The sequence below is a fragment of the Pseudomonas sp. Pseusp15 genome (assembly GCF_059492165.1).
In genome coordinates this window covers 3,623,980-3,643,681 of sequence record NZ_CP168523.1, presented here as the reverse complement: position 1 = coordinate 3,643,681, position 19,702 = coordinate 3,623,980, and the positions used below count along the sequence as shown (strand labels likewise).

Annotated in this window: 21 protein-coding genes; 16 read left to right on the top strand and 5 right to left on the bottom strand. The window is 59.1% G+C overall.

Features of this window, described 5'->3' with window-relative positions; genetic code table 11:
• Window positions 1–48: 48 nt before the first annotated feature.
• Together ACEN8R_RS16505 and ACEN8R_RS16500 are read left to right on the top strand one after the other, a co-directional pair.
• A complete protein-coding gene (locus ACEN8R_RS16505) occupies window positions 49–1,359 on the top strand; it encodes an MFS transporter (protein ID WP_018926187.1) in 1,311 nt (436 codons plus the stop codon).
• 60 nt (window positions 1,360–1,419) lie between these two features.
• Window positions 1,420–2,223 carry an IclR family transcriptional regulator gene (locus ACEN8R_RS16500; RefSeq protein ID WP_018926186.1) on the top strand — a complete coding sequence of 268 codons (804 nt, stop codon included), beginning with the start codon at window positions 1,420–1,422 and terminating at the stop codon, window positions 2,221–2,223.
• Here the strand turns inward: ACEN8R_RS16500 and ACEN8R_RS16495 are convergent.
• Window positions 2,220–3,272 carry an NAD(P)-dependent alcohol dehydrogenase gene (locus ACEN8R_RS16495; RefSeq protein ID WP_018926185.1) on the bottom strand — a complete coding sequence of 351 codons (1,053 nt, stop codon included), beginning with the start codon at window positions 3,270–3,272 and terminating at the stop codon, window positions 2,220–2,222. The two genes, ACEN8R_RS16500 and ACEN8R_RS16495, sit on opposite strands and share 4 nt — an antisense overlap.
• A 190-nt stretch (window positions 3,273–3,462) precedes the next feature.
• Here ACEN8R_RS16495 and ACEN8R_RS16490 point away from each other — a divergent pair, with 190 nt between their 5' ends.
• Window positions 3,463–4,353: an AraC family transcriptional regulator gene (locus ACEN8R_RS16490; protein WP_018926184.1), complete on the top strand. Its 891-nt coding sequence runs from the start codon at window positions 3,463–3,465 to the stop codon at window positions 4,351–4,353.
• Window positions 4,354–4,436: 83 nt separating this feature from the next.
• On the opposite strand, the gene ACEN8R_RS16485 is transcribed toward ACEN8R_RS16490, so the two are convergent.
• Window positions 4,437–6,101, bottom strand: coding sequence for an electron transfer flavoprotein-ubiquinone oxidoreductase (locus ACEN8R_RS16485; protein ID WP_018926183.1), 1,665 nt, complete (start codon window positions 6,099–6,101; stop codon window positions 4,437–4,439).
• 546 nt (window positions 6,102–6,647) lie between these two features.
• On the opposite strand from ACEN8R_RS16485, the gene ACEN8R_RS16480 reads away from it, so the two are divergent.
• The 10 genes from ACEN8R_RS16480 (at window position 6,648) to ACEN8R_RS16435 (ending at window position 16,143) form a co-directional block, all read left to right on the top strand.
• Window positions 6,648–7,397 carry an electron transfer flavoprotein subunit beta/FixA family protein gene (locus ACEN8R_RS16480; protein WP_007903904.1) on the top strand — a complete coding sequence of 250 codons (750 nt, stop codon included), beginning with the start codon at window positions 6,648–6,650 and terminating at the stop codon, window positions 7,395–7,397.
• Between the two features lie 2 nt (window positions 7,398–7,399).
• Window positions 7,400–8,329, top strand: a complete 930-nt coding sequence (locus tag ACEN8R_RS16475) for an electron transfer flavoprotein subunit alpha/FixB family protein (protein WP_019582611.1) — start codon at window positions 7,400–7,402, stop codon at window positions 8,327–8,329.
• 80 nt (window positions 8,330–8,409) lie between these two features.
• Window positions 8,410–9,258, top strand: coding sequence for a substrate-binding periplasmic protein (locus ACEN8R_RS16470; RefSeq protein WP_026286701.1), 849 nt, complete (start codon window positions 8,410–8,412; stop codon window positions 9,256–9,258).
• A gap of 9 nt (window positions 9,259–9,267) precedes the next feature.
• Window positions 9,268–9,624: a DUF4398 domain-containing protein gene (locus tag ACEN8R_RS16465; RefSeq protein ID WP_018929885.1), complete on the top strand. Its 357-nt coding sequence runs from the start codon at window positions 9,268–9,270 to the stop codon at window positions 9,622–9,624.
• Window positions 9,621–10,433 carry an OmpA family protein gene (locus ACEN8R_RS16460; RefSeq protein WP_018929884.1) on the top strand — a complete coding sequence of 271 codons (813 nt, stop codon included), beginning with the start codon at window positions 9,621–9,623 and terminating at the stop codon, window positions 10,431–10,433. Before ACEN8R_RS16465 ends, ACEN8R_RS16460 begins: the two co-directional genes overlap by 4 nt.
• A gap of 202 nt (window positions 10,434–10,635) precedes the next feature.
• Window positions 10,636–12,075: an aminotransferase-like domain-containing protein gene (locus tag ACEN8R_RS16455; RefSeq protein WP_018929883.1), complete on the top strand. Its 1,440-nt coding sequence runs from the start codon at window positions 10,636–10,638 to the stop codon at window positions 12,073–12,075.
• An 87-nt stretch (window positions 12,076–12,162) separates the two neighbouring features.
• The gene (locus ACEN8R_RS16450) at window positions 12,163–12,630 is read left to right on the top strand and encodes a hypothetical protein (RefSeq protein WP_026286700.1); all 468 of its coding nucleotides are present in this window, start codon (window positions 12,163–12,165) and stop codon (window positions 12,628–12,630) included.
• A 167-nt stretch (window positions 12,631–12,797) separates the two neighbouring features.
• Entirely contained in the window at window positions 12,798–13,052 is a 255-nt protein-coding gene (locus ACEN8R_RS16445; RefSeq protein ID WP_007942053.1) for a YkgJ family cysteine cluster protein, read from the top strand.
• Between the two features lie 41 nt (window positions 13,053–13,093).
• Window positions 13,094–13,696 carry an START domain-containing protein gene (locus tag ACEN8R_RS16440; RefSeq protein WP_495624209.1) on the top strand — a complete coding sequence of 201 codons (603 nt, stop codon included), beginning with the start codon at window positions 13,094–13,096 and terminating at the stop codon, window positions 13,694–13,696.
• A 353-nt stretch (window positions 13,697–14,049) separates the two neighbouring features.
• Window positions 14,050–16,143 (top strand): LTA synthase family protein, encoded by a 2,094-nt coding sequence (locus tag ACEN8R_RS16435; protein ID WP_018929880.1) that lies wholly within the window; start codon window positions 14,050–14,052, stop codon window positions 16,141–16,143.
• 60 nt (window positions 16,144–16,203) lie between these two features.
• Here the strand turns inward: ACEN8R_RS16435 and ACEN8R_RS16430 are convergent, their stop codons facing one another.
• Window positions 16,204–16,362 (bottom strand): DUF3309 family protein, encoded by a 159-nt coding sequence (locus ACEN8R_RS16430; RefSeq protein WP_172901242.1) that lies wholly within the window; start codon window positions 16,360–16,362, stop codon window positions 16,204–16,206.
• A gap of 288 nt (window positions 16,363–16,650) precedes the next feature.
• Here ACEN8R_RS16430 and ACEN8R_RS16425 point away from each other — a divergent pair, with 288 nt between their 5' ends.
• The 3 genes from ACEN8R_RS16425 to csrA all read left to right on the top strand — a co-directional run bounded on the left by ACEN8R_RS16425 (window position 16,651) and on the right by csrA (window position 18,203).
• Window positions 16,651–17,466: an SDR family oxidoreductase gene (locus tag ACEN8R_RS16425; protein ID WP_018929879.1), complete on the top strand. Its 816-nt coding sequence runs from the start codon at window positions 16,651–16,653 to the stop codon at window positions 17,464–17,466.
• 65 nt (window positions 17,467–17,531) lie between these two features.
• Window positions 17,532–17,864: a YnfA family protein gene (locus ACEN8R_RS16420; RefSeq protein ID WP_018929878.1), complete on the top strand. Its 333-nt coding sequence runs from the start codon at window positions 17,532–17,534 to the stop codon at window positions 17,862–17,864.
• Between the two features lie 153 nt (window positions 17,865–18,017).
• Complete coding sequence (gene csrA, locus ACEN8R_RS16415; RefSeq protein ID WP_064616631.1) at window positions 18,018–18,203, top strand: carbon storage regulator CsrA; 186 nt, start codon at window positions 18,018–18,020, stop codon at window positions 18,201–18,203.
• Window positions 18,204–18,208: 5 nt separating this feature from the next.
• Here csrA and ACEN8R_RS16410 read toward each other — a convergent pair whose 3' ends face one another.
• Entirely contained in the window at window positions 18,209–18,436 is a 228-nt protein-coding gene (locus tag ACEN8R_RS16410; protein ID WP_003199186.1) for a YheU family protein, read from the bottom strand.
• Window positions 18,437–18,501: 65 nt separating this feature from the next.
• On the bottom strand, window positions 18,502–19,692 hold the full coding sequence (locus ACEN8R_RS16405) for an osmoprotectant NAGGN system M42 family peptidase (RefSeq protein ID WP_018929876.1): 1,191 nt from the start codon (window positions 19,690–19,692) through the stop codon (window positions 18,502–18,504).
• Between the last annotated feature and the right edge of the window lie 10 nt (window positions 19,693–19,702).

Sequence of the window (19,702 nt, the reverse complement as noted above, 5' to 3'; positions counted from 1 at the left end):
GAACGATCAACCACCATGACCTCAATAAACATAAGAAGAGGCACCCCCATGCAACCGCAAACCCTCACCGGGCAGGCGTCGTTGGTGACGCCCAGTCGCAAGCGTTTTTTCATCATGGTCCTGTTGTTCATCACGGTGGTGATCAACTACCTGGACCGCAGCAACCTGTCCATTGCCGCCCCGGCGCTGACCAGCGACCTGGGCATCGATCCGATCCACGTCGGGCTGATTTTTTCCGCATTCGGCTGGACCTACGCCGCCATGCAGATCCCCGGCGGCTGGCTGGTGGACCGGGTGCCGCCGCGCATTCTCTATAGCGTTGCATTGCTGCTGTGGTCGCTGGCCACGGTGATGCTCGGTTTCGCCGCCAGTTTTATCGCATTGTTCGTGCTGCGCATGGCGGTCGGAGCGCTGGAAGCGCCGGCGTACCCGATCAACAGCCGCGTAGTGACAACCTGGTTCCCCGAGCGCGAACGCGCCACAGCCATCGGTTTCTACACCTCCGGGCAGTTCGTCGGCCTGGCGTTCCTGACGCCGGTGCTTGCCTGGCTGCAACACCAATATGGCTGGCACATGGTGTTTGTCAGCACTGGTGTGGTGGGCATTCTTTGGGCGGTGATCTGGTACGCGGTGTATCGCGAACCACGGGATTTCAAGGGCGCCAATGACGCGGAAATCGAGCTGATCCGCGAGGGTGGCGGGTTGGTGGATATTCAGGCCGAAGCCGCCAGGGCCAAGGCGAAATTCAGCTGGATCGACCTCGGAATTGTCCTGAGCAAGCGCAAGTTGTGGGGCATTTACCTCGGCCAGTTCTGCCTCAATTCGACTTTATGGTTCTTCCTGACATGGTTCCCGACTTACCTGGTGAAATATCGCGGCATGGACTTCATCAAGTCTGGCTTGCTGGCGTCGCTGCCGTTTCTCGCAGCGTTTGTCGGCGTGCTGTGCTCGGGGTTCTTCTCGGACTTTTTGATTCGTCGCGGCTGCACGGTGGGCTTCGCGCGCAAGTTACCGATCATCGGTGGTTTGCTGATTTCCACCTCGATCATCGGCGCCAACTTCGTCGAATCGACGCCGCTGGTGATTGCCTTCCTCGCGCTGGCTTTCTTCGGCAACGGTCTGGCCTCGATCACCTGGTCGCTGGTGTCGACCCTGGCCCCGGCGCGCTTGCTCGGGCTGACCGGTGGGGTGTTCAATTTCATCGGCAACCTGGCGGCGATTACCACGCCGATTGTCATCGGTTTCCTTGCCTCCGGTGATTCGTTTGCTCCGGCGATCACCTATATCTCGGTTCTGGCGTTGCTGGGCGCGCTGTCCTACGTGTTGCTGGTGGGCAAGGTCGAGCGTATCAAGTTGTAGTCGCAGCCGTCGGGCGACCATAATGCCGCCCGTTCCCTCGCTCAACGGTAAAGGCTGGATATGCAGGAAGACGCCCCAAAAATCGCCAAGGACGCCGCGCCGACCGGCACCCAGACACTGCTTCGTGGCCTGGGTGTGGTGCAGGCGGTGGCCAGTGGCGCCCGCGATCTCAAGGAAATCGCCCGGCTGATCGGCACGACGCGCAGCACCACCCATCGTCTGGCCAGTTGCCTGGTGGACGAGCGTTATCTGCGGGTCGTGCCGCAGGTCGGCTATCTGTTGGGGCCGAAACTGATCGAGCTGGGTTTTCAGGCGCGTGAAGAGCTGCCGTTGGTGACGCTGGCCGGGCCGTATCTGGATGAGTTGTCGGCATTGACCGGCGACACCATTCACCTGGCGATTCGTGAAGGCGACGAGGTGCTGTACCTGCTCAAGAATCCGGGGCGCAATGGCCCGGAAATGCGTTCGCGGGTCGGCCATCGCATGCCGTTGGCGCGTACCGGGATTGGTAAGGCGCTGATGCTTGATGACTCGCAGGAAGAATGGCAACGACTGTATGAAATCAGCTTGCCGGTGGGCGGGAAAAATCAGTTCTGGCCGCAGCACCCAGAGCAATCCTGGGAGCAGTTTCAGCAGCGCATGATCGAGTACGTGGCCGGCGGTTATGCCTTCGACCTGGAAGACAACGAACCGTCGATCCGCTGCGTGGCGGCACCGATTCGCGATGCCAGCAAGCGCATTGTCGCCGGCATCAGCATCGCCAGCACCGTGCCGTACATGCCGCTGGAAAAAATGGCCGAGCTGATTCCCCTGATCAAAGGGGTCACAGCCCGGCTGTCGGCGGAGTTGGGCCTGAAGGTTTAGAGTTTCAGCGTCGCCATGTCGATCACGAAGCGGTATTTCACGTCACCGGCGATCATGCGGGTGTAAGCCTCGTTGATCTGGTGGATGTCGAGCATTTCGATGTCGCAGGAGATGCCGTGCTCGGCGCAGAAGTCCAGTACTTCCTGGGTTTCGGCGATGCCGCCGATCAGTGAGCCGGCCAGCATGCGACGACCCAATACCAGTTTGGCAGCATGCACCGGCGGATCGATCGGCTCGATCAAGCCCACCAGAATGTGCACGCCGTCGAAACGCAGGGTATCGAGGTAGGGGTTGAGGTCGTGCTGCACCGGAATGGTGTCCAGCAGGAAGTCGAATTGTCCGGCGGCGGCCTTCATCTGTTCGGCATCGGTGGACACGATCACGTGGTCCGCGCCTTGGCGACGACCTTCTTCAGCCTTGCTCGCCGAGCGGGTGAACAAGGTCACCTCAGCGCCCATCGCCTTGGCGAACTTGATCCCCATGTGACCGAGACCGCCCATGCCAAGAATCCCGACCTTGTCACCGGCCTTCACGCCGTAGTGCTTGAGTGGCGAGTAGGTGGTGATGCCGGCACATAGAATCGGCGCGGCGCTGGCCAGGTCGAGCTTCTCCGGGATGCGCACGACAAAGTGCTCGCTGACCACGATGCTGTCGGAGTAACCGCCCATCGTGTTGCTGCCATCGACCCGGTCCGGGGTGGCGTACGTCATGGTCGGGCCTTCGAGGCAGTATTGCTCCAGATCGGCCTGGCAGGCTTCGCAATGGCGGCACGAGTCGACCATGCAACCGACGCCGACCAGATCGCCGACTTTGTGTTTAGTAACGTTCGCGCCGACGGCGGTCACTTTGCCGACGATCTCATGGCCGGGCATCAGCGGGTAAACCGCAATGCCCCACTCGTTGCGCGCCTGGTGGATGTCGGAATGGCAGACGCCGCAGTAGAGAATCTCGATTGCGACGTCGTCGGGCCGTGGACTGCGGCGTTCGAATTTCATCGGGGCGAGGGGAGTGGTGGGCGACTGAGCGGCGTATCCGATGGCGGTGTACATGGTGAACCTCGCAAAGCAGTGACAGGTGAGGCGAGCCATTCTGGGCACCGCACGGGTGACCGGCCATGGCGATTCCTCCGGGTGTCATGCCTAATCCTCCGGTATGCGCCGTTGATTGGCCGCATTGGCGTTCAGACCTGCGATGATGTTTTCATCCCTTTTTTCGCGACTTTTTTGTGAAGAGCTCTCCATGTTGTTGACCCGTCATCTCGATGCCAATGCCACGCTGGTTTCGCTGATCCAGCCGCTGACCACCCGCGATGGTTTCACGCCTACCACGTTGCCGGGCGTGCAGATTTTGCGGGCCAGTTGTGATTTGGCCCGTGGCCCGCAAATCTACGAGCCAAGCCTGGTCATCATCGCCCAGGGCAGTAAGTTGGCGTATCTGGGGTCGCGTACTCTGGAGTACGGTGCCGGGCATTATTTGATTCAGGCGCTGCCGGTGCCGTTCGAGTGCGAGACGTTTTCCGCGCCCGATGGCCCGATGCTGGGTATTTCCATCGCCATTGACCGGGTGTTGCTCGGTGAGTTGGTGTTGGCCATGGGGCTGGCGTCGGGGCGCTGTATCGCGGCGCAGACGCCAGAGTCCATGACTTCGGCGGTGCTCGATGATGCGATGCGGGGTTGTGTTGAACGGTTGTTGCGCTGTCTGCACGACCCGCTGGAGAGCCAGGTTATGGGACAGGCGCGATTGCGTGAGTTGTTGTTCGTCGCCTTGCGTGGGCCGCAAGCTGATGTATTGCGGGCGCTGGTGGAGCAACAGGGGCAGTTCGCCCGGATCGCGGCCTCCCTGAGCCATCTGCATGCGCATTACACCGAGCCGCTGAACGTCGACGCCCTGGCCAGTTGCGCGAACATGAGCGCGTCGACGTTTCATGAGCATTTCAAACGCTGCACCTTGTTGTCGCCAGTGCAGTATCTGAAGCGTTTGCGCTTGCTCAAGGCCCAGCGCTTGCTGCAGGGCGAAGGATTGGGCGTGGCCCAGGTGGCGCATCGGGTGGGGTATCAGAGCACGTCGCAGTTCAGCCGTGAGTACAAGCGCTACTTCGAGCGTAATCCGGGGGATGAGCGCGCTGCCTGATCCACAGGTTCTTGTGGTGACGCTTGAATTGCGGGCAACAAAAAGGCCCCCGTTCAGGGAGCCTTGTTGTTCAGACGGTCGACTTACATGTTCGGATAAGTCGGGCCGCCGGAGCCTTCCGGCGCCACCCAGGTGATGTTCTGTGCAGGGTCCTTGATGTCGCAGGTCTTGCAGTGAACGCAGTTCTGGGCGTTGATCTGGAAGCGCTTCTCGCCGTCTTCCTGGGTGACCACTTCGTACACGCCGGCCGGGCAGTAACGCTGGGCAGGTTCATCGTACAGCGGCAGGTTCTTGCTGATCGGGATGCTCGCGTCGGCCAGCTTCAGATGGCACGGCTGCTCTTCTTCGTGGTTGGTACCGGAGATGAACACCGAGCTGAGTTTGTCGAAGCTGATCTTGCCGTCCGGTTTCGGGTAGTCGATCTTCTTGCAGTCGGCCGCCAGTTTCAGGCACGCGTAATCCGGCTTGGTGTCGTGCAGGGTGAACGGCAGTTTGCCGCCGAAGATGTTCTGGTCGATCCAGTTGAAACCGCCGCCGACAATGGCGCCGAACTTGTGGATCGCTGGGCCGAAGTTGCGGCTGGCGAACAGTTCGTCGTAGAGCCAGCTCTTCTTGAACGCTTCGACATAAGTGGTCAGCTCTTGCGTGCCGTCCAGATCGGCGAACAGCGCATCGGCCACCGCGTCAGCGGCGAGCATGCCGGACTTCATCGCCGTGTGGCTGCCCTTGATCTTGGCGAAGTTCAGGGTGCCGAGGTCGCAACCGATCAGAGCGCCGCCCTTGAAGACCATTTTCGGCAGCGAGTTCAGGCCGCCTTTGCAGATGGCGCGAGCGCCGTAACTGACGCGCTTGCCGCCTTCCAGGTATTGCTTGAGCACCGGGTGATGCTTGAGGCGCTGGAACTCATCGAACGGCGACAGGAAGGTGTTGCTGTAGGAAAGATCGACGATCAGACCGACCACCACCTGGTTGTTTTCCAGGTGATAGAGGAACGAGCCCCCGGTGTTCTCGGTGCCCATGATGTCCAGCGGCCAGCCGGCGGTGTGGACCACCAGGCCAGGCTGGTGCTTGGCCGGGTCGATTTCCCAGATTTCTTTCAGGCCGATGCCGTAATGCTGGGCGTCGGCTTCGCTGTCGAGGTTGAAACGCTTGATCAGCTGCTTGCCGATGTGGCCGCGGCAACCTTCGGCGAACAGCGTGTACTTGGCGCGCAGTTCCATGCCTGGGGTGTACAGGCCTTCTTTCGGATTGCCTTCGCGGTCAACGCCCAGATCGCCGGTGATGATCCCGCGGACTACGCCGTTCTCGTCGAACAGCGCTTCCTGGGCGGCGAAGCCCGGGTAGATTTCCACGCCCAGGTTCTCGGCCTGCTGGGCCAGCCAGCGGCACAGGTTGCCCAGGGAGATAATGTAGTTACCTTCGTTGTGCATGGTCTTGGGCACAAAGAAGTCTGGAATCTTCTGCGCGCTGTCAGCGTTTTTCAGAACGAAGATGTCATCGCGGGTGACTGGCGTGTTCAGCGGCGCGCCGAGTTCTTTCCAGTCCGGGAACAGTTCGTTCAGGGCCCGTGGTTCGAACACGGCACCGGACAGGATATGAGCGCCGACTTCGGAGCCTTTTTCGACCACGCAGACGCTGATTTCCTTACCGGCTTCGGCGGCCTTCTGCTTCAAACGGCAGGCGGCGGACAGGCCAGCGGGGCCGGCACCGACGATGACCACGTCGAATTCCATGTATTCGCGTTCCACAGGCTATCTCCTACTCAAGGCTCAACAGTTTTTTTTCTAATTGGAGGTTGGGTGTCGCATTCATGAATTCCCCATAGTGCGGTACAGAGGACAATCGATGAACCACCTTTCTCTTTGGGTGGCGCATTATATCTACACCACTCTTAGCGTCCAATACAAACGTTTGTTTGAATCGGCTCAAAGCCAGATAAATCAAAGTCACGCGGCTTATGACTGGCCATTTTGCCGTATTGACCGGAATAGGTGTTCCGGTCAAGATACGGGCGGTTTTGCGCTCGCCGTAGGCTGAATACAGGTTTCAAGAGCACCTCTAAAGACAGGGCGATGGCAGTACAAGGTGAAGCGCTGCGCAGGTATCGCGCGCAGTTTACACGCCACGGTAATGAATGACTTGTCGGTCACCCCTGACGAACGGTCATCAGCCTTGTGAGCAAGGTTCACCCAATACACCTGCCAGCGTTTTTAGAGGTGCCCTTGCGCCGATGAGCATCAACCGCCAGGTTCGCCTAGGCGACTTTCTTTTCACCGGAGAGTAACGAGGAATCCATGAAGGTTCTTGTAGCTGTCAAACGCGTTGTGGATTACAACGTCAAGGTTCGCGTCAAGGCGGACAATTCCGGCGTCGACCTCGCCAACGTCAAGATGTCGATGAACCCGTTCTGCGAAATCGCAGTGGAAGAAGCCGTACGTCTGAAAGAGAAAGGCGTGGCGACTGAAATCGTCGTCGTCTCCATCGGCCCATCCACCGCTCAAGAGCAACTGCGCACCGCGCTGGCTCTGGGTGCCGACCGCGCCATCCTCGTCGAATCCGCTGAAGATCTGACTTCCCTGGCCGTGGCCAAGCTGCTCAAGGCAGTGGTCGACAAGGAGCAGCCACAGCTGGTGATCCTCGGCAAACAAGCCATCGACAGCGACAACAACCAGACTGGCCAGATGCTCGCGGCATTGAGCGGCTACGGTCAGGGCACGTTCGCGTCGAAAGTCGAAGTGTCCGGCGATACAGTTGCCGTGACCCGCGAAATCGACGGCGGCGCGCAGACGGTTTCCCTGAAACTGCCGGCCATCGTCACCACCGACCTGCGTTTGAACGAGCCGCGCTACGCGTCCCTGCCAAACATCATGAAAGCCAAGAAGAAGCCTCTCGAAGTGCTGACTCCGGACGCTTTGGGCGTTTCCACCGCCTCCACCAACAAGACCCTGAAAGTCGAAGCGCCAGCTGCACGCAGCGCGGGTATCAAGGTCAAGTCGGTGGCTGAACTGGTCGAGAAACTGAAAAACGAAGCGAAGGTAATCTAATCATGACTATCTTGGTAATCGCCGAACACGACAACAAAGTGCTGGCCCCGGCCACGCTGAACACCGTTGCTGCTGCCGCCAAGATCGGTGGCGACATCCACGTTCTGGTTGCAGGCCAGGGCGCCGGCGCCGTGGTTGAAGCCGCTGCGAAAATCGCTGGCGTGAGCAAAGTCCTGAACGCTGACAATGCTGCTTACGCGCATCAGCTGCCGGAGAACGTTGCTCCACTGGTAGCCGAACTGGGCAAGGGCTACAGCCACATCCTGGCTGCCGCCACTTCCAACGGCAAAAACATCCTGCCGCGCGTCGCCGCTCAGCTGGACGTTGACCAGATCTCCGAGATCATCTCGGTAGAAAGCGCCGATACCTTCAAGCGCCCGATCTACGCCGGTAACGCCATCGCTACTGTGCAATCGAATGCTGCAGTGAAAGTGATCACCGTGCGTGCGACCGGTTTCGACCCGGTGGCGGCTGAAGGTGGTTCGGCCGCCGTTGAAGCTGTTGCCGCTGTTCACAACGCCGGCACTTCCAGCTTCGTCAACGAAGAACTGGCCAAGTCCGATCGTCCGGAACTGACCGCTGCCAAGATCGTCGTTTCCGGTGGTCGTGGCATGCAGAACGGCGACAACTTCAAACACCTGTACGCCCTGGCCGACAAGCTGGGCGCTGCCGTCGGTGCTTCGCGCGCCGCGGTTGACGCAGGTTTCGTACCCAACGACATGCAGGTCGGTCAGACCGGCAAGATCGTTGCGCCACAGCTGTACATCGCCGTCGGTATCTCCGGCGCGATCCAGCACCTGGCCGGCATGAAAGACTCCAAAGTGATCGTGGCGATCAACAAGGACGAAGAAGCGCCGATCTTCCAGGTGGCCGATTACGGCCTGGTGGCAGACCTGTTCGAAGCCATCCCTGAGTTCGAGAAGCTGGTCTAATCCGGCGGCTTGACTTATAAAGAGCCCGGCCTTTTGGTCGGGTTTTTTTTGTTCCGGATTTGAGTGGGGAGAGTGTTGCCATGGATCTGCGCCACTGGTTTGGCTGCTCTTTTTTGCCAGGATTGTGTTTAAGTCTGGCGCTGATGCCGGGGCTGTCCAGCGCTGCAGGCAAATGCGAACGCTTGATCGTGACCGGCAGTCCCGACGCACCGCCGTACCTGTGGCAAGACCCGCAAAACCCTAAGCACCTGATTGGCGCCAGCGCTGATTTGTTGCAACAAGTGGCGGGGGAGTTGGGCATCAAGGTTGAGCTGCTCTATGCCGGCAAACGCTCCCAGGCCCTGGATGAAGTGCGCAGCGGGCGGATGGACATGCTGGCCGATGCGCCGTTGATGGTCACTGAACTGGAAAATCTGGATTACATCCATCCTGCGATGCTGGAAAACGATTATCTGGTCTGGACTCGCAACGACTCGTTATTGGTTTACAACGAAGCGCAGGACCTCCACGGTCATCCCGGCGCGTTGTCGGAAAAGGCTCGAGTGAGCCCTTCATTCGGCACTTTCGCCGAGCAGCAATTGACCCTCTTGCGCACACCCAATCTGACTCAGGCCTTTCAGAAATTGCTGCTGGGCGAGGTGGAGTTTGTCCTCGCCGGTCGCTACTCGGGCATGGCCATGGTGCAAACGCTGGGGATGGCCAATGACTTGATGGCCCACTCACAACCCATCGACAAACCCGGCCTGTACGTCGCGGTTTCCCATAACTCCGCCTGTAACGATCCTTGGTTGCGCGGACAGCTGGCCAAAAAGATGACAGAATTGCCCGCGTCCGGACTGACGGAAGCTGCGTTGCTGCGCAATATCGAGCGTTGGAAAGCGCAAGGCTCACAACCGCAGCCAAACCCTGTCAGTACCCCAAAACAGTAGGGATTTTTAGTGAGTATTCGACCTCTTTTCGCTGCCCTGGCCGTTCTGGCTCTGGCGGGTTGTGCAGCCGATCCGGCGCCGAATGAACAAATACGCCTGACCGAACAGGCCCTCGAACAAGCCAAGGCCGTGGGCGCTACCGCCGAGGAAGTGCCGGAGCTGAAACTGGCCCAGGACAAGTTCAACCGTGCCAAGGGCAACATGGCCGACCAGTCCTTCAAGAATGCGCGCATGCGGGCCGAGCAGGCCGAGCTGGACGCGCGCCTGGCCGAAGCCCGGGTCCTGACCCACAAGAGCGAGGAGCAGTTGAACGTGCTCAATACCCGCATCACCCGCCTGCGCAAGCAACTGGGAGATGCCCAATGAACCTGAAGACCAAAGCACTCGGCGGCTTGATCCTGGCCGGCTGCGCAAGCCTTTATGGCTGCGCCGGTCAACACAGCGAAGCTGCGTTGCAGCAGGCCGGTGCAGACTTCCAGAAGGTCAAGGAAGACTCCAACGTGTTGCGTATCGCGCCCAAGGACGTGATCCGTGCCGGTGAGTCCCTGGCCCGCGCCGATCGACTGTCCAGCTACTGGGGCAGCGGTTCGGACGTGGCGCATTACGCCTACCTGAGCCAGCGCTACAGCGAAATCGCCCGGGAACATACCAATCAAGTGCTCAACGAAGAGCGCGCAGCGAAGCTCGAACTCGAGCGTCAGCGCCTGCAATTGGCGCTGCGTGAGTCCAAGTTGCTTAGCGTGCAGCAACAGGGCAAATGGCTCGAAGAGCAGATCGTGGCGTTGGCGACCACCCAGACTGACCGTGGTCTGGTGATGACCCTGGGTGATGTGCTGTTCGATACCGGTGAAGCGGAGCTGAAGAGCTCGGCGAACCGCGTGGTGTTGAAAATCGTCCAGTTCCTGCAGCTCAACCCTAAGCGTGTGGTGCGGATCGAGGGTTATACCGACAGCACTGGCGGTAAACAGGAAAACCTCAAGCTGTCCCGCGACCGGGCGCAATCGGTAGCTGACGTATTGACGGACCTGGGCATCGACGACAAACGCATCCAGGTTGAAGGGTACGGCGATGAGTACCCGGTGGACGCCAACGCTTCCGAGCGCGGTCGTGCGCAGAACCGTCGGGTGGAAATTGTGTTCTCCGACGAAAAAGGCCAGCTCGGCGCGGCCCGTTAAGGGCTGCGTCACTGGAAAAACCCGGCCTGCTCAGCAGCGCCGGGTTTTTTTGCGCCCGTCAAATGCGTCGTAAAACAGTACAGCTTTTGCTGACACCGCACTGTATGGTCGACTATTGTAGTAACTGTCCCAGTACACTTCTAAACTGTTCCGGTATTGTTTCACACAAGAATAAAATGCCCGTGAAATCGAGTGCTGCGTCATGACCAATCTCTTGCTCTATCAACGTATTGCTCAGCAACTGGCCGAAGACATCCGCCGTGGCGTCTATCAGCCGGGGGAGCGCGTGCCTTCAGTGCGCAAGATGAGCTCGCAGCTCAACGTCAGCCATGCGACGGTGTTGCAGGCCTACGCCAACCTTGAAGATCAAGGGCTGATCCGTGCCCGGCCGCAATCCGGTTACTACGTGCACCAGACACCCGCCCTGACGGCACCGACCCCGGACATCGCCCGGGTCGAGCGCCCAGGCCTGGTCACCCGCAGCAGCATCATTCAGCAAGTCCTGGTCGAATCCCGCCGTGAGGGGGTCTTCCCGTTGGGCGCGGCTGTACCGAGTGTCGATTATCTGCCGGTGCGGGCACTGCATCAGCAACTGGCCAAAGTCACCCGTTTCCATAGTCCGCGCGCGTTCAGCTATATGTTCAGCCCTGGTTTCGAGCCGTTGCGTCGGCAAGTGGCGATCCGCATGCGCGATGCCGGCGTGGTGGTTGATCCGTCGGAAGTGGTAATCACCCACGGCTGCGTCGATGCATTGCAGATGTCTCTGCGCGTATTGACCCGGCCGGGCGATCTGATCGCCGCCGAGTCGCCGACCTATTACGGTTTGCTGCAACTGGCCGACCTGCTGGGGCTGAAAGTCATCGAGATCCCCAGCGATCCGGCCACCGGCATGAGCCTCGAAGCCTTGCAATTGGCGGCCAACCAGTGGTCGATCAAGGCACTGGTGCTGACCACGCGCCTGAGCAATCCCTTGGGCGGCACCATGCCCGAAGAGCGGCAGAAACAACTGCTGCGCCTGGCCTCGGATTTCGATATCCAGATCGTTGAAGACGATATTTATGGCGAGCTGATGTTCGAGCAGGGGCGCACCAAATCGCTCAAGGCCTATGACCGGCTGGATCGGGTGATTTATTGCTCCAGCTTCTCCAAAACCCTGTCGCCCGGCGTGCGGATCGGCTGGATGATTGCCGGCAAGTACCAGCAGGAAATTCAGCGCTTGCAGACGTTCAGCACGCATTCGGCCTGCAGTGTCACGCAAATGGGCATTGCCGCCTATCTGGAGAACGGCGGGTACGACCGGCATTTGCGTTACATCCGTCAGGAGTACCGCAAGAACCTCAGCGCTTTCCAACTGGCAGTGCAGCAATACTTCCCGGAAGGCACACAGATGACCCGGCCTACCGGCGGTTTCATTCTGTGGGTCAGTTTGCCGGGGCGGGTCAATACGCAAGAGTTGCATGTGCGTGCGCTGCAGCAGGGCATCAGCATTGCGCCGGGGCTTATTTTCAGTAACACCGAGCAATTCAATCACTGCATTCGCCTGAACTGCGGCATCCCCTGGAACCGCGAGGCCGAGCGTGCATTGATGACACTGGGGCTGCTGGCGACGCAATTGTGTCAGGAGACAACGAGCGGTTTTTGACTTGCGGGGCAGTTATGAACTGCCCGCTTGTCTTGTCGCCTCCAACAGGCGAGCATATAACCTTCTGCCGTTCGCGTCGTTGGGTCCATGAAGCCGATTTTTCCTTCTGCCTGGTTATTGATCTGCCTGTTGATGACTTGTCATGCGGAAGGTGTCATGGCGGCTTCCGTTCAGGAAAAACCGACAGCCGCCGCAACCGCGAAAAAACCGGCGACGGCTATAAAAACCGCTCCGGTCAAAAAAAAGGCTGCCCCGGTCAAAAAGCGTTCTCCCATTGCTTCCAAGTCAAAACCAGCCAGCGAAGTGTTGAAAACCAACCTCCCTCCCGCCAATCTCGACTTGAGCTTGCCCAAGGATAAGGTCGATGAATTGAAACCGGTCGGCACGGTACCGTTGCCTCGACACGATGCGGTGTTGCCGCAAATGTTCGGTGGCAAAAGCAGTCCGTTTCAGCTGAACGGTCGCCTGATCAGCAACGAAATGCAGCTGCAACGGCGCAACGAAGAGCGCCGGGACGTTGAAGGCGCGGCACTGGAATTCGAGTTCAAGCAGTAAATTTCCCCCTGTTCGTGACCCGCGAAACAGACGCTTTGTCGGAGACTGGTCAGTCACGTTCGTTTGAGCGTAAAAACCCGGGCCCGGGTAATTTAAAACAACTGTTTTAGCCGTTACTCTGTGCCGCGTCCCTTTAACACATTGCTCGTCGCGAGGAGCTTGTCGTCATGAGATGCCGTGAAGGCTGTGGCGCCTGTTGCATTGCCCCTTCCATCAGTTCGCCGATTCCCGGCATGCCCAATGGCAAAGCCGCCGGAGAACGATGCGTACAACTGTCTGCCGATAACCTGTGCAGCATTTTCGGCAAGCCGGAACGCCCCGCGGTGTGTTCGGCATTTGAGGCCGATGTCGAGGTTTGCGGAAGCAGCCGCGACGAAGCGATCAAATTGCTGGGCTGGTGGGAGCAAATGACGGCCGCGTGATGTGTTCAACGAACGGAACTTCAACAATAAGGAATAAGACTATGGGTTCGCTGCATCGTATCGCTTTGCTGTGTGGTTTGACGGTTTTGCTGGCCTCCACGGCCCAGGCCGAAGACTGGAAAACCGCCAAGGACGAAGATGGCATCAAGGTGTCCTTGAGTGAGGTGGCCGGTTCCCAATACAAGGCTTACCGTGGTGTAACGATCATGAAGACCACCATGGCCAAACTGCGTGCACTGCAGGAAGATGTTCCGGGAGCCTGCGCCTGGATTCACGAGTGCAAGGTCCAGAAGCTGCTCAAGCACGAAGGCAACCAGAGCTGGACCTACACTCAGTTCAATACACCCTGGCCGGTCACTGCTCGCGATTCGGTGTTGCATGTCACTACCGTTGACGGCGCTGATGGCAGCCTGACCCGCGAGCTGGAAGGGCAGCCGAAGTACCTTCCGGAAGAAAAGGGTTTTGTACGGGTCGCTCAGGTCAAGGGTTTCTGGAAGTTCGTGCCTAAAGGCGATCAAGTCGAAGTGACTTATCAGGTTCACACTGATCCAGGCGGCAGCGTGCCGTCGTGGTTGGCCAACAAGTTCGTGGTCGATGCGCCGTTCAATACTCTCAAAGCCCTGAAAGAACGCGCCGAGAAGTAGCCGCGTATCCAGTTGATGCGGCCTGTTCAACAACGCCCCGATCAAATCGGGGCGTTTCATTTCTACCAGGGGAGGGGAGTTATTTTGTTTCCGGATATGCGTTGAACGAAATTTTCACAATCTCTCCAAGACAATTCGCCTCAACGAATCAACCCCGCAACTTTGCGCCCACGCCGCTTGTCCCTGACCGCTATGAGCGGCAGTTTGGCTGTCGGGCAGTAATCAATGGCAATGCCGCGGTTGATCGTGCAACATTTGCGCACCGCGCACGCCCCGGGGCCGAGGATGGCCAACAGAGGGCAAGGCGCCACTGTATTTTTGTAACTTCAACTTCCAATGGGTCCTAAAACGACATGGCAAACCCGGACGCCCTGAATCAGCAGCGAGCTACTAGTCGCCTGCTGCAACCGACCGTCAAATCGCATCTGGCCTACACGCTGTTGTGCGCCCTGATCATGATGGTCATGTTCAGCCTGCTGCGCGTCGCGCTGCTGGTCTACAACCGCTCGATGATCCTCGACACACCGGCTTCGACCTTCCTGGAAGCGTTCGCCAATGGCTTGCGTTTCGACCTGCGCCTGGTGGTTTACCTCAGCGTTCCGCTGCTGCTGGCCCTGTTCAGCGCCCGGGCCATGGCGGCCCGCGGGTTCTTCCGGCTCTGGTTGACTGTTGCCTCGAGTATCGCGCTGTTCCTCGGCCTGATGGAGATGGACTTTTACCGCGAGTTCCACCAGCGCCTCAACGGCCTGGTCTTCCAGTATGTGAAAGAAGACCCGAAAACCGTGATGAGCATGCTCTGGTACGGTTTTCCGGTAGTTCGCTACCTGTTGGCCTGGGGTGTGGGCACGTTGATTCTGACCCTCGCGTTCAAGGGCGCCGACCGCGCCACACGTCCTCGCGGGCCGTTCAGCGGTGGCAGCATCGGCACGCGCCAGGTCGCTCCGTGGTATGCGCGCGGCGTGGTGTTCGTGGTCTGCCTGATGGTCTGTGTGGTCGCGGCGCGTGGCACCCTGCGCCAGGGCCCGCCGCTGCGTTGGGGTGACGTCTACACCACCGACTCGAATTTCGCCAACCAGTTGGGCCTCAACGGCACGCTGTCGCTGATCGCCGCGGCCAAGAGCCGGATGTCCGAAGAGCGCGACAACATCTGGAAAGCCACACTGGAACAACCTCTGGCCCAGCAGACCGTGCGCGATATGCTGCTGACTCCGAGCGACAAACTGGTGAACCCGGAGACCGCCGCGGTGCGTCGCAACTACACCCCCGACGCCAACAAGACACTGCCGATCAAGAACGTCGTGGTGATCCTGATGGAAAGCTTCGCCGGTCATTCGGTGGGCGCTCTGGGACGTCCGGGCGAGATCACGCCTTCCTTCGACAAACTGTCGAAAGAAGGTCTGTTGTTCGACCGTTTCTTCTCCAACGGCACCCATACCCACCAGGGTATGTTCGCCACCATGGCCTGCTTCCCGAACCTGCCAGGTTTCGAATACCTGATGCAGACCCCGGAAGGAAGCCACAAACTGTCCGGCCTGCCACAGTTGCTCAGCACTCGTGGCTACGACGATGTGTATGTTTATAACGGCGACTTCGCCTGGGACAACCAGTCGGGCTTCTTCAGCAACCAGGGCATGACCAACTTCATCGGGCGCAATGACTTCGTCAATCCGGTGTTCTCCGACCCGACCTGGGGCGTGTCTGACCAGGACATGTTCAACCGTGGCCTGGAAGAGTTGAAAGCCCGCGACGGCAAGGACAAGAAACCGTTCTATGCCTTGCTGCAAACCCTGTCCAACCACACGCCATACGCCTTGCCGACACCATTGCCGGTGGAGCGCGTGACCGATCGTGGCAGCCTCAACGAACACTTGACCGCCATGCGCTACTCCGACTGGGCATTGGGTCAGTTCTTTGAAAAGGCTCGCAAAGAGCCGTACTTCAAGGAAACCCTGTTCGTGATCGTCGGCGACCACGGTTTTGGCAATGAACAACAGATCACCGAAATGGACCTGGGCCGCTTCAACGTGCCGATGCTGATGATCGGGCCGGGCATACAGGAAAAATTCGGTCAGGTCGACCACACTGTGGGCACCCAGATCGACATCGTGCCGACCATCATGGGCCGCGTGGGTGGCGATGTGGTCCATCAATGCTGGGGGCGTGACTTGCTGAACCTGCCGGAAGGTGACAAGGGTTTCGGCATGATCAAGCCGTCGGGCAGCGATCAGACGGTCGCCTTGCTCACCGCGGACCGCGTGCTGGTACTGCCTAAAGAGATGCCGCCAAGGTTGTATCAATACGAACTGGGCGCTAACCCGAAAGGTGAAGTGATCCCAGCATCGGCTGACGAAGCGGCGCTCAAGCAGAAGCTCGAGTCGTTCATCCAGACGGCTACCAAGAGCTTGTTGGACAACACCGCCGGTGTGGTTGACGGCAAACCGGACTAAGTTTTTCCGGAATACAAAAGAGGCCCTTCGCAGGGCCTCTTTTTTTTGCCGGTAGAATCTCTATATCTTGCCAAGCAGCAATAGGATTAACAGCACCACCAACACCACGCCGATGATACCGGACGGGCCATAACCCCAACTTCTGGAGTGCGGGAAGACCGGCAGGCCGCCTATCAGCAACAGGATAAGAATAACGATAAGAATTGTGCCCATGTCTATTTCCTTGTTGGAAGCGTTGTGGGTTTGACCTGGCGTTTTAGCCATCAGCTGGACTTGTATTAATCCTAGCTGCTTAAAAAATCCGACTCATGGCTATGAAGAAAAATTCCAAGTTTTTTTAATGTTTTTGGAAAGTATGTTTATTTCTTTTGCTGTGTTTCGAAGTTGAAACAACCGCACCGCTCCGTGGTTCATCGCTGGCCATTCAGCACTCTGATGGAGCGTGGGTCGCGCATTATCCTTCGCTACACTCGGTGCATCTTCCCCGGAACAACAAGGCTGTTTGCTATGCAAAATCGCATGATGATCACTGGCGCGGGCTCAGGCCTGGGTCGCGAAATCGCGCTGCGCTGGGCGCGTGAAGGCTGGCAGCTGGCCTTGTCGGATGTCAGTGAGCCCGGCCTGCAGGAAACCCTCAAGTTGGTGCGCGAAGCCGGCGGTGACGGCTTCATTCAGCGCTGCGATGTGCGCGACTACAGTCAGTTGACCGCCTTCGCCCAAGCCTGCGAAGAGAAACTCGGCGGTATCGATGTCATCGTCAATAATGCCGGCGTGGCCTCGGGCGGGTTCTTCAGTGAACTGTCGCTTGAGGACTGGGACTGGCAAATCGCGATCAACCTGATGGGCGTGGTCAAGGGCTGCAAGGCCTTCCTGCCGCTGCTGGAGAAAAGCAAAGGCAAAATCATCAACATCGCCTCGATGGCGGCGCTGATGCAAGGCCCGGCCATGAGCAACTACAACGTGGCCAAGGCGGGTGTGGTGGCGTTGTCCGAAAGTTTGCTGATTGAACTGGCCCATGAGGAAGTCAGCGTGCATGTAGTTTGCCCGTCGTTCTTCCAGACCAATCTACTGGACTCCTTCCGTGGCCCGACCCCGGCCATGAAAGCCCAGGTCGGCAAATTGCTGGAAAGCTCACCGATCACCGCTGCTGACATTGCCGACTACATCTATCAGCAGGTCGCCGCTGGCGAATTCTTGATCCTGCCTCACGAGCAGGGCCGTATGGCCTGGGCGATCAAACAGAAAGACCCGCAATTGCTCTACAACGAAATGACTGTGATGGCTGACAAAATGCGCGCCAAGGCCAAACAAAACGCAGGCTGAACTTGCCTGTGCGCAACACCGTCGTTAGGGTGGCCGCCAACCGGCCATCCCAACGAGACGTCTGCATGCTCAATTACCTGTGGTTTTTCCTCGCCGCGCTGTTCGAAATCGCCGGCTGCTTCGCTTTCTGGATGTGGCTGCGCCAGGGTAAAAGCGTGTGGTGGGTCATCCCGGCCTTGTTCAGCCTGACGTTATTCGCGCTACTGCTGACCCGGGTCGAAGCGAGCTACGCCGGTCGCGCCTATGCCGCCTACGGTGGCATCTACATCATTGCGTCGGTTGGTTGGCTGGCGGTGGTCGAGCGGATTCGACCATTGGGCTCTGACTGGATCGGCGTGGCGCTGTGTGTACTCGGGGCGACTGTCATTTTGTTTGGTCCGCGCCTTACCGCTTCCTAACGGATCGGTCCTTCATTCAAGCGGTTTGTCAGACACGTCCGTCAGAGTGATGCAGCCTGCATTGTAGGGCGGGACTGTTTTGCGGTCGTTGCATTGAAGACCCGCTCTGCGCAGGGCATCTTCAGGGGCCGGTAACCCTGAAGGATGAATGCCATGCTTGTACTCAGTCGCGTTGTGGGCGAATTGATATCCATTGGTGACAACATTTCCGTGCGGGTGCTCGCCGTCAACGGAAGCAGTGTGCGCTTCGGTGTTGAAGCGCCACAGCAGGTCAACGTACACCGCGCCGAAGTCTACGAGCGCATCCAGATCAAACAGGCAAAAGCCAAGGCTCGTTAAGGGCTTCAGTCGAACAGGTGCTTGGGCACGTCGTGCTTGAGCATCAACTGGCATTGCTCGCTTTCCGGATCGAAGACGATCAGCGCCTGGCCCTTGGTCAATGCCTGACGCACACGCAACACACGGGTTTCCAGCGGCGTGTCATCGCCGTTGTCCGTGCCGTCACGGGTCACGAAATCCTCGATCAGGCGGGTCAGGGTGTCGACTTCAAGTTGGTCGTGGGGGATCAGCATAAGGCACCTCGGTTAAACATTGGCGCGATGCTACGGCGGATATGAACACATCACCAGTGTTCGCCTCAGCTTTCTGTGCGCTGTCCCAGCAGGCTATCCACCGACGGTACCCGGGTATCGCTTTCCATCTGCGTCTCGTGCTCGATCTGGTGACTGAACCGCTCCAGCGATCCCGTGGCTGGTTGTGCATCGCTGGCGAATACCGGCGGGCTGAGAATGTAGGCGCCGAGCAAACGGCTGAGAGCGGCAAGGCTGTCGATGTGGGTACGTTCGTAGCCGTGAGTGGCGTCGCAACCGAAGGCCAGCAGGGCGGTGCGAATGTCATGGCCGGCGGTGACGGCCGAGTGAGCATCGCTGAAGTAATAGCGGAACAGGTCCCGACGTGCCGGCAGTTCGTTGTCAGCGGCCAGGCGTAGCAGATGCCGCGACAGATGATAGTCATAAGGTCCGCCGGAATCCTGCATCGCCACGCTCACCGCGTGTTCGCTGGAGTGCTGGCCGGGCGCGACCGGCGCGATGTCGATGCCGACGAATTCGCTGACATCCCAGGGCAGGGCAGCCGCCGCACCACTGCCGGTTTCCTCGGTGATGGTGAACAGCGGATGGCAGTCGATCATCAACTCTTCGCCGCTGTCGACAATCGCTTTCAGTGCCGCCAGCAGAGCGGCAACGCCGGCCTTGTCGTCGAGGTGACGGGCGCTGATGTGGCCGCTTTCGGTGAACTCCGGCAACGGGTCGAAGGCGACGAAATCGCCGACGCTGATCCCCAGCGAATCGCAATCGGCGCGGGTGGCGCAATAGGCGTCCAAGCGCAATTCGATGTGATCCCAGCTGATCGGCATTTCATCCACGGCGGTGTTGAACGCGTGCCCGGAAGCCATCAGCGGCAACACGCTGCCACGAATCACGCCGTTGTCGGTGAACAGGCTGACGCGGCTGCCCTCGGCAAAACGGCTGGACCAGCAGCCGACGGGCGCCAGGGTCAGGCGCCCGTTGTCCTTGATCGCGCGAACCGCCGCGCCAATGGTATCCAGGTGAGCGGAGACTGCTCGGTCCGGACTGTTCTTCTTGCCCTTGAGAGTGGCGCGGATGGTGCCGCGACGGGTCATTTCAAAGGGAATGCCCAGCTCTTCAAGGCGCTCGGCGACGTACCGCACGATGGTGTCGGTGAACCCGGTGGGGCTGGGAATGGCGAGCATTTCCAGCAGGACTTTTTGCAGGTAATCGAGATCCGGTTCGGGAATTTTGCTGGTCATGGAAACTCCT